The organism is Yoonia sp. R78084 (assembly GCF_044595625.1).
Classification (GTDB): Bacteria; Pseudomonadota; Alphaproteobacteria; order Rhodobacterales; family Rhodobacteraceae; genus Yoonia.
This window is the reverse complement of sequence record NZ_CP138993.1, coordinates 624,107-637,418: the sequence shown is the minus strand read 5'-3', so window position 1 is coordinate 637,418 and position 13,312 is coordinate 624,107. Positions and strand designations below refer to the sequence as shown.

13 protein-coding genes are annotated in these 13,312 nt (G+C 58.6%); 6 read left to right on the top strand and 7 right to left on the bottom strand.

What is annotated here, in order from left to right; genetic code table 11:
• Positions 1-19 precede the first annotated feature (19 nt).
• The 5 genes from dnaG to SJY29_RS03370 all read right to left on the bottom strand — a co-directional run bounded on the left by dnaG (position 20) and on the right by SJY29_RS03370 (position 7,079).
• A complete protein-coding gene (gene dnaG, locus SJY29_RS03390; RefSeq protein ID WP_400086827.1) occupies positions 20-1,987 on the bottom strand; it encodes a DNA primase in 1,968 nt (655 codons plus the stop codon).
• Between the two features lie 76 nt (positions 1,988-2,063).
• On the bottom strand, positions 2,064-2,582 hold the full coding sequence (locus SJY29_RS03385) for a sarcosine oxidase subunit gamma (protein WP_400086824.1): 519 nt from the start codon (positions 2,580-2,582) through the stop codon (positions 2,064-2,066).
• The gene (locus tag SJY29_RS03380) at positions 2,575-5,511 is read right to left on the bottom strand and encodes a sarcosine oxidase subunit alpha family protein (RefSeq protein WP_400086822.1); all 2,937 of its coding nucleotides are present in this window, start codon (positions 5,509-5,511) and stop codon (positions 2,575-2,577) included. Before SJY29_RS03380 ends, SJY29_RS03385 begins: the two co-directional genes overlap by 8 nt.
• A complete protein-coding gene (locus SJY29_RS03375) occupies positions 5,508-5,771 on the bottom strand; it encodes a sarcosine oxidase subunit delta (RefSeq protein WP_400086819.1) in 264 nt (87 codons plus the stop codon). The genes SJY29_RS03380 and SJY29_RS03375 overlap by 4 nt, the downstream gene beginning before the upstream one ends.
• A 54-nt stretch (positions 5,772-5,825) precedes the next feature.
• The gene (locus SJY29_RS03370) at positions 5,826-7,079 is read right to left on the bottom strand and encodes a sarcosine oxidase subunit beta family protein (protein ID WP_400086816.1); all 1,254 of its coding nucleotides are present in this window, start codon (positions 7,077-7,079) and stop codon (positions 5,826-5,828) included.
• Between the two features lie 436 nt (positions 7,080-7,515).
• Here SJY29_RS03370 and SJY29_RS03365 point away from each other — a divergent pair, with 436 nt between their 5' ends.
• The 4 genes from SJY29_RS03365 to SJY29_RS03350 are packed head-to-tail and all read left to right on the top strand — an operon-like array spanning position 7,516 to position 10,496.
• Complete coding sequence (locus tag SJY29_RS03365; protein WP_400086813.1) at positions 7,516-9,309, top strand: TadE/TadG family type IV pilus assembly protein; 1,794 nt, start codon at positions 7,516-7,518, stop codon at positions 9,307-9,309.
• Positions 9,310-9,323: 14 nt separating this feature from the next.
• Positions 9,324-9,533: a TadE/TadG family type IV pilus assembly protein gene (locus SJY29_RS03360; RefSeq protein WP_400086810.1), complete on the top strand. Its 210-nt coding sequence runs from the start codon at positions 9,324-9,326 to the stop codon at positions 9,531-9,533.
• A gap of 58 nt (positions 9,534-9,591) precedes the next feature.
• Entirely contained in the window at positions 9,592-9,897 is a 306-nt protein-coding gene (locus tag SJY29_RS03355) for a hypothetical protein (protein ID WP_400086807.1), read from the top strand.
• Positions 9,894-10,496: a TadE/TadG family type IV pilus assembly protein gene (locus SJY29_RS03350; RefSeq protein WP_400086805.1), complete on the top strand. Its 603-nt coding sequence runs from the start codon at positions 9,894-9,896 to the stop codon at positions 10,494-10,496. Before SJY29_RS03355 ends, SJY29_RS03350 begins: the two co-directional genes overlap by 4 nt.
• Here the strand turns inward: SJY29_RS03350 and SJY29_RS03345 are convergent.
• On the bottom strand, positions 10,493-10,969 hold the full coding sequence (locus SJY29_RS03345; protein WP_400086802.1) for a hypothetical protein: 477 nt from the start codon (positions 10,967-10,969) through the stop codon (positions 10,493-10,495). The two genes, SJY29_RS03350 and SJY29_RS03345, sit on opposite strands and share 4 nt — an antisense overlap.
• Positions 10,970-11,000: 31 nt before the next feature.
• Positions 11,001-11,597 carry a TetR/AcrR family transcriptional regulator gene (locus SJY29_RS03340; protein WP_400086799.1) on the bottom strand — a complete coding sequence of 199 codons (597 nt, stop codon included), beginning with the start codon at positions 11,595-11,597 and terminating at the stop codon, positions 11,001-11,003.
• Between the two features lie 87 nt (positions 11,598-11,684).
• Here SJY29_RS03340 and SJY29_RS03335 point away from each other — a divergent pair, with 87 nt between their 5' ends.
• Together SJY29_RS03335 and SJY29_RS03330 are read left to right on the top strand one after the other, a co-directional pair.
• Entirely contained in the window at positions 11,685-11,918 is a 234-nt protein-coding gene (locus SJY29_RS03335) for a hypothetical protein (RefSeq protein ID WP_400086796.1), read from the top strand.
• A 54-nt stretch (positions 11,919-11,972) separates the two neighbouring features.
• Positions 11,973-13,259, top strand: coding sequence for a homoserine dehydrogenase (locus SJY29_RS03330; RefSeq protein WP_400086793.1), 1,287 nt, complete (start codon positions 11,973-11,975; stop codon positions 13,257-13,259).
• The last annotated feature ends 53 nt before the right edge of the window (positions 13,260-13,312 follow it).

Below are 13,312 nucleotides of genomic sequence, written 5' to 3'. Positions count from 1 at the left end.
TTTGTACCTGTTGCGCAAACTACGACTTAGGCCGATCCCGCCCCTTTGCAAAGGAAATTTGCTCAATCAGTTGCGCAAATGCGCTTTTCTCTTCTTTCTTCATCCGCGCGCCATTCGCGCCAATCGCGTATTCGGCTTTGTCCTCGTTGTCGCCGCGCCCTGCCTGATCCACCGCTTTGGTGGCCTGTGCAAGCCGCCATGTCAGCCCCTCATCCGCCATGCCACCAAGGTCTTCGACGGCATCTTCGATTTCTCTGGCGTGTCCGCGGCGGGCCGCAAGTTTGGCGAACTCTTCGGCAAGGCACAAACGCGCGATTTCGGCATCACCACCCCGCCGCACAGCGGGGCTAATCGCTACGTGGTTCTGCGCGAACAGTTTTTCAAGGGGCATCTCGCCCATCTCCTGGACGATGCAATGGCGCAAATCCTCTGCGCCAAGATGACGCAGAAGACAGCCCTGTAGATCACGGTGCATCGGATCACGGCTGTCCATCTGCTCCAGTGCCGTTTCGAACTCGGGTGCAACAGCGGGGGCCACAATCAGCGTGGCAAGGATCACAGCTTCACGCAAATGGTCCTGATCAGTGGCCCCTGCCGCGAGTGCCGAGGCGCGTGACGTGGCCACAGGGCTGACATCGCGCTTCCAAGGGTCAAGACGCGGGTTCCATCTCCCGCCCCCGCTCTTGCGCGCGACGGGCGCCTTGCGGTTGGAAAACAGCGCCCAGCGCATGTCCTTGATCGCCTGCCCGTAGTGGCTGCGGATCGAAGGATCCTTGATGAGCATGATTTTTTCGCGCAGCGCCTTATCCAGAGCGGCCTTGCGCTCGGGACTGTCAAAATTGCGGCCCTCTGTTTCACGCTGCCACAACAGCTGCACCATCGGGATCGCCTGATCGAGCAGCTTTTGCATCGCCCCTGCACCCTGCGCCTTGATTAGATCATCCGGGTCCAGCCCCTCCGGCATCAACGCAAAACGCAACGATTGCCCCGCCTCAAGCAGCGGCAATGCGATATCAATCACCCGCATTGCGGCACGCAGACCGGCGGTGTCGCCATCCAGCGCGATAATCGGCTCAGGCGCCATACGCCACATCAGGCGCAACTGATCTTCGGTAATGGCGGTGCCAAGCGGCGCGACCGTCGCTGTAAACCCCGCCTCCGAAAGGGCAATGACATCCATATAGCCCTCAGCCACGACCAAAGGCTTGCCCTTTCCCGCCGCCTCGCGTGCGGGGCCATGGTTGTAGAGGCTGCGGCCCTTGTCAAAAAGCGCGGTTTCGGGCGAATTGTAATATTTCGCCGGATGGTTCGGGTCCATCGCACGACCGCCAAAACCAATGGCCCGCCCCCGCGCATCACGGATCGGAAACATGATCCGGTCGCGGAACCGGTTATAAAGGCCACTGCCATGGTCACTCTGCGCCGCAAGCCCCGCATCAACGATCAGTTTCGGGTCAATCCCCTTGCCCGAAAGCTGTTCGAGCACGCCTCCATTGGCAGGTGCAAAGCCGATCTCCCAACGCGCCTGCGCCTCGGGGCTTAGCCCGCGCCGCGCCAGATAATCCCGCGCATCCGCAGCAACCCCTGTCTGCAACTGCAAGCGGTGATACTGCACCGCCTGCTCCATCACATCGACAAGCACCGTGCGCGCATCCGCCTTTTCCTGCGCGCGCGGATCCCGCTCCGGCATCGTCATCCCGGCCTCAGCGGCAAGGATTTTCACAGCCTCCATGAAATCCACATTTTCGGTTTCGCGCACAAAGGAAATCGCATCGCCTTTGGCGTGGCAGCCAAAGCAGTAATAAAACCCCTTGCGGTCGTCGACGTGGAAACTGGCGGATTTTTCTTGGTGGAACGGACACGGCGCCCAAAGATCGCCCTTGCCCTGATTGGACTTGCGCGTGTCCCACATGACCTTACGGCCCACGACCTGCCCCAGCGACAGCCGATTGCGCAATTCATCAAGGAAACCAGGGGGCAGACTCATGCGCGCAGTATGACCCAACCCCTCGGGACTTTCCATGTCCAATCAAACTTCCGCTGGAGGCATTCCGACAGCGCGCCTAGCGCAACGCCACCGCCCGCATCGCTACCTCAAGATCATGCGCCAGTGTCCGCGCCATCGACCGCATCGCCATGATCTCGAAACTGTCAGGACCTGTGCGGATGACCGTCACCGCCATGTGCCCCAACATCGTCTTGGCCGCGTGATGTGTCTCGAACACCGACGCGCGCAAATCAACCGGCACCAGCCGCGCCAGGACATCCTCGGCCCGCGCCCCTGACAATTGTACCACGGCAAAGGCATCACTCTGATCCGTCACTGCAGCCCCGTCCAACACCACATCTCCGGCCACTATCCAAGTGCCATGCCCGAACCACGTCACAGCCCCACTACGCCGGTTGGGCGGAGCAAGCCCTGCCCCGATTTGCGCTTCCAATTGTGCCGAGACAGCCGCCTCCTGTCCCGCAAAGGGTGCAACAGCCATCAACCGGGCGGGCAACACCTCCACCATCTCAACCCCGCCATGTGCCAGCGGCAACAGCCCCGCACAGGGCGTCAATGCAATCAGATCAGCCACGGGCACGCCCTCCGGTTGGATCGAAGAAAACAGGATCGCAGACCGTGACCTCTTCGCTGATTCCCCGCAAATGATCACGCAACTTGATCACCTCGCCGTGGCGGGCCCGGCCATTCTCCAAAAATCCCAGCGCCAGATAGGTGCCAAGCGTCGGCGAATAACACACCGAGGTCACATAACCCTGACTGTTCTCCCGCGTTTCCGCCGCCGCGCGTTCAAAAAGATGCGCTCCTGCGGTTAACGCGTGATCGCCGCCTTTGGCACGCAAGCCCACCAATTGCTGCCGTTCGGCGCCAAGAAGGCCCGGACGGGCCGCCGCGGCCTTCCCGATACAGTCCTTTTGGGCGCTGATCATCCGCTCCATCCCGAGATCATATGCGGTCGTGCGCCCGTGCATTTCGGCATGCGTGATAAACCCCTTCTCGATGCGCAGCACATTGAGGGCTTCCATCCCGTAGGGCCCGCCACCCAGCACTTCTGCCTGCGCCACGAGGATGCGAAAGAGGCTCTCACCATAACGCGCCGGGACCGCAATCTCATAGGCATGTTCGCCCGAAAACGAGATCCGGAACAAACGCCCCGCGACACCGCCGACGCGGACCGCGCCACAGGCCATGAAAGGCCAACTGTCATCATCAATCTCTTGATCCAGAACTGTATTGAGAAGCGCGCGCGCCTGCGGCCCTGCCACCGCAAACTGCGCCCACTGCTCGGTGACTGAGATCACCGTGGCATCCAGATCAGGGCGTAAAACCTGCAAGACAAACGCCAGATGCCGCATCACCTGACCGGCCGCAGCGGTGGTTGTCGTCATCACAAAATGCGTCTCGCCGAGGCGCGCTGTGGTGCCGTCATCCATGACATGACCGTCCTCGCGCAGCATCAACCCGTAGCGCACACGCCCGACCTTCAGGGTCGAAAACGTGTTGGTATAGACAAAATCCAGAAGTGCGGCGGCATCCGGCCCCTGAATATCGATCTTGCCAAGGGTCGACACATCACAAACCCCGACCGCATTACGCACATAGCCCACTTCGCGGTCACAGGATGCCCGCCAGTCGGTTTCACCTCTCTGGGGGAAATAACTGGGACGATACCAGAGCCCTGCCTCGATCATCGGCGCCCCCCGCGCCACACTGGCCTGATGCGACGTCGTGAACCGCTGCGGCGCAAATCCCTTGCCCTGACTGCCCGCCCCCATCGCGGCAATCGGCACAGGCACATAAGGCGGGCGGAACGTGGTCGTGCCTGTCTCGGGGATGCCCCTGCCGGTGGCATCCGCCAGGACCGCAAGGGCAACCACATTCGACGACTTGCCCTGATCCGGTGCCATCCCTTGCGTCGTATAGCGCTTCATATGCTCGACCGAGCGGAAGTTCTCTTGCGCGGCCAGCTTGATATCCTTCACATGGACATCGTTCTGGAAATCAATCCATTTGCGCCCCTTGCCGGGCACAGCCCAAAGCGGCGTGACAGCATAGGCCGCAGCATCAGCAACAGGGACCGTCACCTTGGGTTTCAACCCAAGGCCCTTTGCAACCTGCGCCGCCACCTCTGCCGCTTCGCTCAAACATCCAGCCGTGCTGAACGTCCCGTTGCAGGCCCCCGCTGTCACCAGCCCCGGAACACTGTCAGGTGTCGGCACAAAAGACGCGATCTCTTCATTCCATGTGGGCCGCCCGTTCATATGACAGGTCAGATGCACCGTCGGGTTCCAGCCCCCCGAGATCGCCAGACAGTCCGCCTTGATCGTCCGCGTACCACCTTTGTGGCTGATCGTGATGCTTTGCAGTGCATGCCGGCCTCGCGTACCGGTCACCTGCGCGCCGGTGTAAACGGGATAGTCACCCCCAAGCGTCACATCGTCACGATTACCCGTCACGACCGCCTCGTCGTCACGGCTATCAATCACAGCAACCACCTTCACACCGGCGACCGCCAGATCACGGGCCGTACGGTAGACATGATCATTATTGCCAAAGACCGCGACGGCCTTGCCCGGAACCACGCCCCAGCGATTGACATAGGAACGCACGGCGCTCGCCATCATGATCCCGGGACGGTCGTTGTTGGGAAAGGCAATCGGACGCTCCAAAGCACCGGCGCAGAGGATCGTCCGTTTGGCCACGATGCGCCAAAAACACGCCACCGGTTTGCCCGCTTTGGGCGGTCCCGCGACACGCTCAAGCGCGCTATAGGTACCCTGGTCATAGGCCCCCGTGACCGTTGTGCGCGTCATCAGACGGACATTCGGCATCGCATCAAGTTCCGCCAGCATCTCGGCCACCCAATTCTTTGCGGGCTTGCCATCTACCTGCTCCTGCTCGCGCAGCAACCGACCGCCCATTGCGGTATCTTCATCCGCAAGGATCACATCGGCGCCCGTGCGCGCGGCGGTCAAAGCCGCCATCAGACCCGCTGGTCCCGCACCAATGACAAGCACATCACAAAAGGCAAAGGCCTTCTCGTAGGTGTCCGCATTATGCGCGCCACTCAGCGCGCCCAGTCCGGCAGCCCGCCGGATCATGGGCTCGTAGAGTTTTTCCCAGAAACTGCGGGGCCACATGAAAGTCTTGTAGTAAAAGCCCGCAGCCAGAAACGGCGCGACAAAGTCGTTCACCGCCATCACATCATAGCGCAGCGACGGCCAGGCGTTCTGGGACCAGACCTCCACCCCCGCGGCCACCTCCAGCGTGGTCGCCCGCACGTTCGGTTCGGCCTGCGCGCCGCGCCCTACGGTGACCAGAGCGTTCTGTTCCTCTGACCCCGCCGACATCACCCCGCGCGGGCGGTGATACTTGAACGACCGCGCCACCAGCCTGATGCCATTGGCCAAGAGCGCCGCCGCCACAGGCTCACCCGGCACGCCTTTGATCCGCCGCCCGTCGAAGGTGAAATCGACGGTGTGCTCAGGGGCTTGCAGTCTCATCTGGGCGACCGTTCGGCCAAAGATGTGTCAAGCACCGCATGGGTCGCCGTGTTCCGGGTTACCACCAACCAAGCCCCGCACCCCGCCTCATGAAACCACAGATCGCGCGTATCGCCCGCGGGATTATCGCGGTTGTGCAAATAATCATCCCAGGCTTCCAACCCCGTATCAGGTGCAGGACGCGACAACGCCACAGCATCACCCTGATAGTAGAATTCCCGGCGGTCACGTTCGCCGCAATTGGGACATGTGATCCTCATGCTATGCGCATCCCATCATCTTGCCATAAATACTCAAAACTCGCACGCCAGCCCCTAGTGCAGGTTGTGCTGAGAGCCCGTGCCCTCTTCATCCATCAAGCCCGCACCGGTGCGGAAGCGGTCCAACCGGAACTTTGCCGCAGGCGCGTGATGCTGACCGGTCGCCATCAGATGCGCAAAGCTGAACCCCGATCCGGGTACAGCCTTGAACCCGCCGTAACACCAGCCACAATCGATAAAGAGCCCCTCCGTTGGCGTTTTGTCGATAATAGGCGATCCATCCGGCGTCATATCCATGATCCCGCCCCAGGAACGCAGCACCTTTGCCTTGCCGATCATCGGCATCAAGGTCATCGCCGCATCCATCACATGCTCTTTCATCGGCAGGTTGCCCCGTGCGGCGTAAGAAGCATAAAAATCAATATCGCCGCCAAAAACCAGCCCGCCCTTGTCGGACTGGCTGATGTAGAAATGGCCCATTCCGAAACTGACAACATGGTCGATCACAGGCTTTAGCCCCTCGGTCACAAAGGCCTGTAGAACATGGCTTTCTATGGGCAATCGCATCCCCGCCATCGCTGCCACCTGGCTTGAACGTCCGGCAACCACAATGCCCACTTTCTTGGCCCTGATCGCCCCGCGCGTGGTTTGCACGCCTTTCACGACGCCACCTTCGATATCAATGCCCGTGACCTCGCAATTCTGGATGATATCAACGCCGCGCAGGTCCGCGCCGCGCGCATAGCCCCAAGCCACCGCATCATGGCGCGCCGTGCCACCGCGCGGGTGGTAAAGGCCGCCATAAATCGGGAAGCGCACGTTGTCGAAATCGAGATAGGGCAGATATTCGCGCACGCCGTCTTGGTCCAACAGGATCGCATCATCACCCTGGTTAATCATCGCATTGCCCCGGCGCGCAAAGGCATCGCGCTGGCCGTCGGAATGGAACAGATTGATCAACCCGCGCTGCGAATGCATGACGTTGTAGTTCAACTCCTGCTCCAGTGTTTCCCACATTTTCAGCGAATGGGAGTAGAACTCGGAGTTGCCGGGCAAGAAGTAATTCGCGCGCACAATGGTCGTATTCCGCCCCACATTGCCGCCGCCGATGTAACCCTTTTCCAGCACAGCGATATTGGTCATTCCATGCTCTTTGGCCAGATAGAATGCGGTCGATAGCCCGTGTCCACCACCACCGATAATGACCGCATCATACGCCGCTTTCGGTGCGGGATCGCGCCAAACCGGCTTCCAGCCTTTCTGGCCAAACAACCCCTCTTTGATCACGCGAAAGCCGGAATATCCCATGCCCCATCCCTTCTGGTCCTGGGTGAGCCTAGCAAGGGGCAGGACCTGTTGCATATCTCCTTTTCGACACTGCGACGCTGGCCAGCGACCCTGAGGTAGCAGCACCACAAAAAACACGCTTTTGGCCGGCATGATACAATGGATCAAAACCCCGTATTTTCAGATGAAATCGATTCGCTCCCCTCACGGTCACGCCGCAGGCAATATGCATTTGTCGCTCATTTTGTGGTCTTTTGGCCTCACAATTCCGCCCACTGTTTCCGAAAAAATTACAGTACCCGATGAAACGTTGAACTGTATCAACCAACATGCGACCCATTAGGCGCGCCACAGCACCTCGCCATTTTTTTGCCACATCAAAATGCTGAATGTGGTAATAAATACGAGTTTAAAGCCTGCCAGCGCCACATTGATGCGCCGAACGCCTGGGGATCTGATGATGTTGAATTTTAAGAACCGTGAAAACAAGCTCAAAAAGCTACAAGAAACGCGTCGTGCCTATCTGGAACAACTCGCTTTTATTCGCCAGTTCAAGAAGGACGAGGATGGTGGTCTGATTGTCCTGACGCTCATCTTGCTTATCTCGATGCTGGTCGTCGGCGGTATGGCCGTCGATTTCATGCGTTTTGAGTCCGAGCGGACAAAGCTGCAGAGCGTTTCGGACCGCGCCGTTCTGGCTGCTGCGAATCTTAATGATGACCGCGATCCCGGAGCAATCATCACCGACTTCTTCGTCGCCGAAGGCTATGGCGGCACGATTATTGGTGAACCTGATATCGACAAGAATGCAAATGGCAGTACGATCACGCTGAATTCGCAAATCGATATGGACACGTTCTTTCTGCGGTTCGTCGGAATGGACACATTGTCGGCGCCCGCCAGTGCCAGCGCGATCCAGGGGACTGGCAATGTCGAAGTTTCCCTGATCCTCGATATTTCAGGTTCGATGGGCAACTGGATGCAAGGTCCGATTACCCAGTATGACGCCAACGGAAACATCCGGCGCGATGAAAACGGAGAGATTATCACCGTGACCGGCTGGGAGACCCGAATGTTCTTCCTGCAACAGGCTGCGAAGCAGTTTGTTTCGGACCTTTTGCTGCCCGAATATGAAGATCGTGTCTCGATTAACCTGATTGCCTACTCGCAGCACGTCCGGCTTCGCGATGATCTCTACATGGCGCTGCGGACAACGCCTGACGGGATCAATGAAAGTGATGAAGTTGGTAGCTCTTTCGGCGGCATCGAAGACGGCTATGCGGTCCCACCCGAGTACAAGTGGGTGCTCAACGGTGAAACAGAGGACGAATTCGGTAACCCATACGGGCCTGACACCGAGGGTGCCACGCTGCAGCCACCTTGGGAAGATGGCGTGATCAATGTCGACTGGGCAGATGGCGAGGACTACTTCATCAACCCATCGCGTTGCGTGACGTTCGAAGATGCCGAATATGAAACGCTTACCTTTGACATTAACCGCACTTATCAGCAGGTCGAGCATGTCGACTTCTATGGCGGTAGCAACAACAACTATTTTGGATGGGAACCCTGCTCGGAAGATCCGGAGCACGGCATCATCCTTATGTCGCAGGATGTCGAAGAACTGCACGACGCCATCGATGCCTTTTATCCGACGGTCAACACATCAATCCATCGCGGAATGAAGTGGGGTGTTTCGTTGCTTGATCCATCCATGCGCCCCCTGATCGACCGCATCCAGACAGTGGACGAAGCGTTCCGTGGCATACGACCAGCGGAATATACCGACACGACAACGTCAAAGTTTATCGTCATTATGACGGACGGTCTGACGGTTTCCTCAAGCCGTCTTCGGCGGGAAGGTTACGGAGACGATGTAGACTTCTATGACGAGTACGATGAGCGGGTCGCCTTTTCGGAATCTTCGGGATCTTACGTTGCGCGCTATGATGGCGATTGGCAGACACAGTGGACCTACGACGTCAGCCCCTATACCGCCATGTCACAATCAATCGGGACAACGACAGAGCTCAACAATAAGTTGGAGAGCCTTTGCAACCTTGCGCGGGTACAGGTGAAGGAAATCTTCACAATCTCAATGGGCGTGCAAAACGATACAATGCGAGACTGCGCAAGCAGAACCGAGAACGCGTTTATGACAACGATCACAAACGACCCCGACGAGCCTGGCCTGAACGATATCTTTGAGACAATCGCAGACCAGATCACCGCATTGCGTTTGAGCTTGTAAGGGAACTGAACGCTATGAAAGACCTGATACAGCGCTTCTTGAAAGATGACGGCGGCACTGCATCCATTGAAATCGTGTTGGTGTTCCCTGTTTTCTTTGGCTTTTTCCTGATGACCTACGAGTCAGGTGTGTATTCGTCGCGGCAGGTGATGCTGGAGCACGGCGTGGATGTCACAGTCAGGAATGTGCGCATCGGACGCATCGACGAGTTCGGACTCGCTTGAGTTGCGCCGCGAATTGCGTGAGGGCATCTGTGCAAGTGCACGGATCCTGCCGGACTGCATGAACCAACTCGAAGTCGAGTTGATCCAGCGTGATGTCCGTACGAATTGGGTGCCGCTGGACAACAACATCCGCTGTGTTGACCGCGGCGATCTGTCCAATCCGAACATCGGCACTTTGGACGGAACAGCAAATAACGAATTGATGTTCCTGCGTGCCTGCATCCGGATTGACCCGTTCCTGCCTACCTCAAATCTCGGCAAGGCTTTTATTGAGGCCAATGACGGTGATTTGGCGGCGGGCGACTCCTACGCGCTGGTTGCGACCAGCGCATTTGTGGTTGAACCATTCAGGGCAGAACCATGATGAACAAAGCAACCCATCTTGCGCGACAGTTCCGCGATGATGAGCAGGGTTCAATGGCCATCGAACTCTTGCTGGTCGTGCCCATCCTGCTGTGGGTCTTCCTGTCGACTTTTGTTTACTTCGATGTCTACCGCGTCGAAACAAACTCTGTCCGCGCGACAATTACGCTTGCAGAGATGTTCAGCCGCGAAGGCTCTGTAGACAACAATTACCTGAACAACGCCCGTGAAGTCCTTCGTGAACTCACTTTCGAGGAAGCCAATCCTGACCTGCGCGTGACAGTCTACCGTCAACGTGCTGATGGCGAATTCCGCACCGTATGGTCCCGAAATCGTGGCATGGATGGTGGAAACCTCACCAATGCCCAGATCAACGCCATCGGCCAATCGGGGCGTTTGCCCAATATGAGAGAGTTCGACCACGCGATCTACATTGAAACACGCACAGAATATGACGCGCCATTCAATATCGGTTTGGGCCCTTTCACAGTGACCAATCTGGAAGACCTGACATTTACCAACGACATGGTCATCCGTCCACGCGGCCCGCGGCTTTGCTTTATAACCAATGCAAGCGCGGAGCTCTGCGGACCGGGTTAATCCTTGATCATCATGCTGATGCGTTCAGCCATGAATTTGGATTGACCGGCATTTGTCACGCCACCCACACCAACACGGCGCCCAAAGCGCCACCAAAGCCCCGGCAGCCATGCGCGGGGCTTTTTGCTGCGCAGCACCAAGGTAAACCCGTTTGACGGCTTAAAGGCAAAAACACCCCGATCAACGCTGCGAATGTCGTCAATCCGCGCCAGAACGGTGCCGGTGCTATCGCGCAGCTCTGTTTCCGTCAGCGCGATGGTAACATGGGTCGCACGGCGGAGCCGTTCTGCCTGCCAGAGCATCAACACACCGAACACCAGCATAAACACCATCCAGTGAAACGCGGGGGGGTGCAGGAGCGTCAGATAGACCACCAGTGCGCCTAATCCGAACAGGACACCATAGGCAAAAATGCGGCGCGCGGGCGAGGCCTCTACGACCGCAAGAACCCCGTTTTCATCTGGTTGGAACATGATTTGTCTCCGTGACTGCAGAGGCCTTATCCTACCTTGCAGAGGCTGTCACGGCGCGGCGGACCATGTCCCAGTAGATCGCTTCAATTTTGTCGCTCTCAAGCCGCCCGCCTGCACGATACCAATTGCTGATCCCTGTCAGCATCGCAATCAGCGCCATTGTGGTAATGCGCGGATCAGGCACAGCAAAAACGCCCTCGGCTTCACCATCCCTGAGGATGTTTTCAAGCACATCCTCATAGGCCCGCCGCAGCGCCTCGACAGCTGCGAAATTCTCATCCGTCAGGTTGCGGAGTTCCATATAGGAGACAAACACCTGATCGGGGCGCGGCAAATGAAACCGGATATGAAACCTTGTGAACCCTTCCAGCCGCGCAAGGCTATTGCCTTGCAAATCAGCCGCTTTCAGCGCGGCGAGCAGATCAGTCATATGACCCTGCATCAGGTCGAACAAAAGGGTCTGCTTATCCGGCGTGTAGTTGTAAAGCGCGCCCGCCTGAATACCGACTTCCGCCGCGATCTGGCGCATCGACACCGCCGCATAGCCGTGCCGTGCGATCAGTCGCAACGCCGCATCGCGCACCCTTGGGCCGGTGATATCAGAGTGGGAACCTTGCTTGCGTGCCATAACAGCCATTTAACTGAACGCTTGTTCATTTGGAAACCCCTCATCGGCAGTTGCCCCCGCCCTGCGACCGCAGGTATGGTGGCAATCATGCGTCACCTTTGGCCCCTTCCCTTTCTGCTGATCCCCGCCTGTGCCACTTTTCCAGCGCTGGACGGCACGATCAGCGATGCCGCAAGACAGGCGCCTTACCCCACATTGACACAGCTCCCATCACTACCGCCCGTTTCTGCGTCTGAGGACGCGGATTTGCAGGCCCGCATCGCCGCATTGCAGGCCCGCGCGGACCAACTGCGCCAGATTGACATCGGCGCGTTGCAGTAGCCGCGCGCATTCGCTAGACCCGTGCTGACGTAGCACAACGATGGACAGATGCAGATGACAACACCACTTCGCCTTGGGATCGCGGGACTTGGCACCGTGGGTGTGGGCATTGTCCGGATTGTGCAGAAACATGGCGCGTTGCTGGCGCTGCGCGCAGGCCGCCCTGTTGAAATCATCGCGGTCTCGGCACGGTCCAAAACCAAGGATCGCGGCGTGGATTTGTCCGCCTATGCATGGGAGGACGACCCCGTCGCCCTTGCAAAACGTGATGACATTGATCTTTTCATCGAAGTGATGGGCGGCCACGAAGGCCCCGCCAAAGATGCAACCGAAGCGGCCATCGCCACTGGCAAAGACATCGTCAGCGCCAACAAGGCCTTGCTTGCGATCCACGGCCAGGCGCTCGCCGAAGCGGCCGAGAACGCAGGGCACGTGATCCGCTTTGAAGCGGCTGTCGCAGGGGGTATCCCCGTGGTCAAATCCCTGACCGAAGGGCTTGCGGGCAATGAAATCACCCGCGTCATGGGTGTGATGAACGGCAGCTGCAACTACATCCTGACACGCATGGAAGATGCGGGGCTCAGCTATGAGGCCGTCTTCGAAGAGGCCAATCAACTGGGCTATCTCGAAGCCGATCCCGAATTGGACGTGGGCGGCATTGATGCGGGTCACAAACTCGCGCTTCTGGCCTCTATTGCCTTCGGCACGCAGGTTGATTTCGACTCGGTCGAGCTTGAAGGGATCGGTTCGGTGACCATCGAGGACATCCATCAGGCCGCCGACATGGGCTTTAAAATCAAACTCCTGGGCGTGGCACAAATGACAGGTCGCGGTCTGGAACAGCGGATGTCGCCTTGCCTTGTCCCCGACACATCACCGCTTGGCCAGTTGCAGGGCGGCACCAATATGGTCGTGCTCGAAGGTGACGCGGTCAACCAGATCGTTCTGCGCGGCCCCGGCGCGGGCGAAGGCCCTACTGCAAGTGCCGTGATGGGCGATGTGATGGATATCGCGCGCGGGTGCCGCATCTCGACCTTTGGCCAGCCCGCGAACACCCTGCGCAAGGCACGCGCCGCGCGCGCCGCTGTGCCCGCTCCTTATTACTTGCGCCTGAAACTGCTCGACAAACCGGGGGCGTTGGCAAAAGTTGCGCACGCCTTGGGCGAAGCAGGCATTTCGATCGATCGGATGCGCCAGTATGACCACACGGACACAACAGCACCCGTTCTGATCGTCACCCACAAGACGACACGGACCGCATTGGAAGAGGCGCTTTCCGATTTCAAATCCACCGGCGTGGTCAGCGGCACCCCTGTCGCAATCCGCATCGAGGCGGTTTAGCGCAAACAGGCTTGTAGCCCGGGCGCGGACAGGCTTTAGGTGGGGTACGTTAC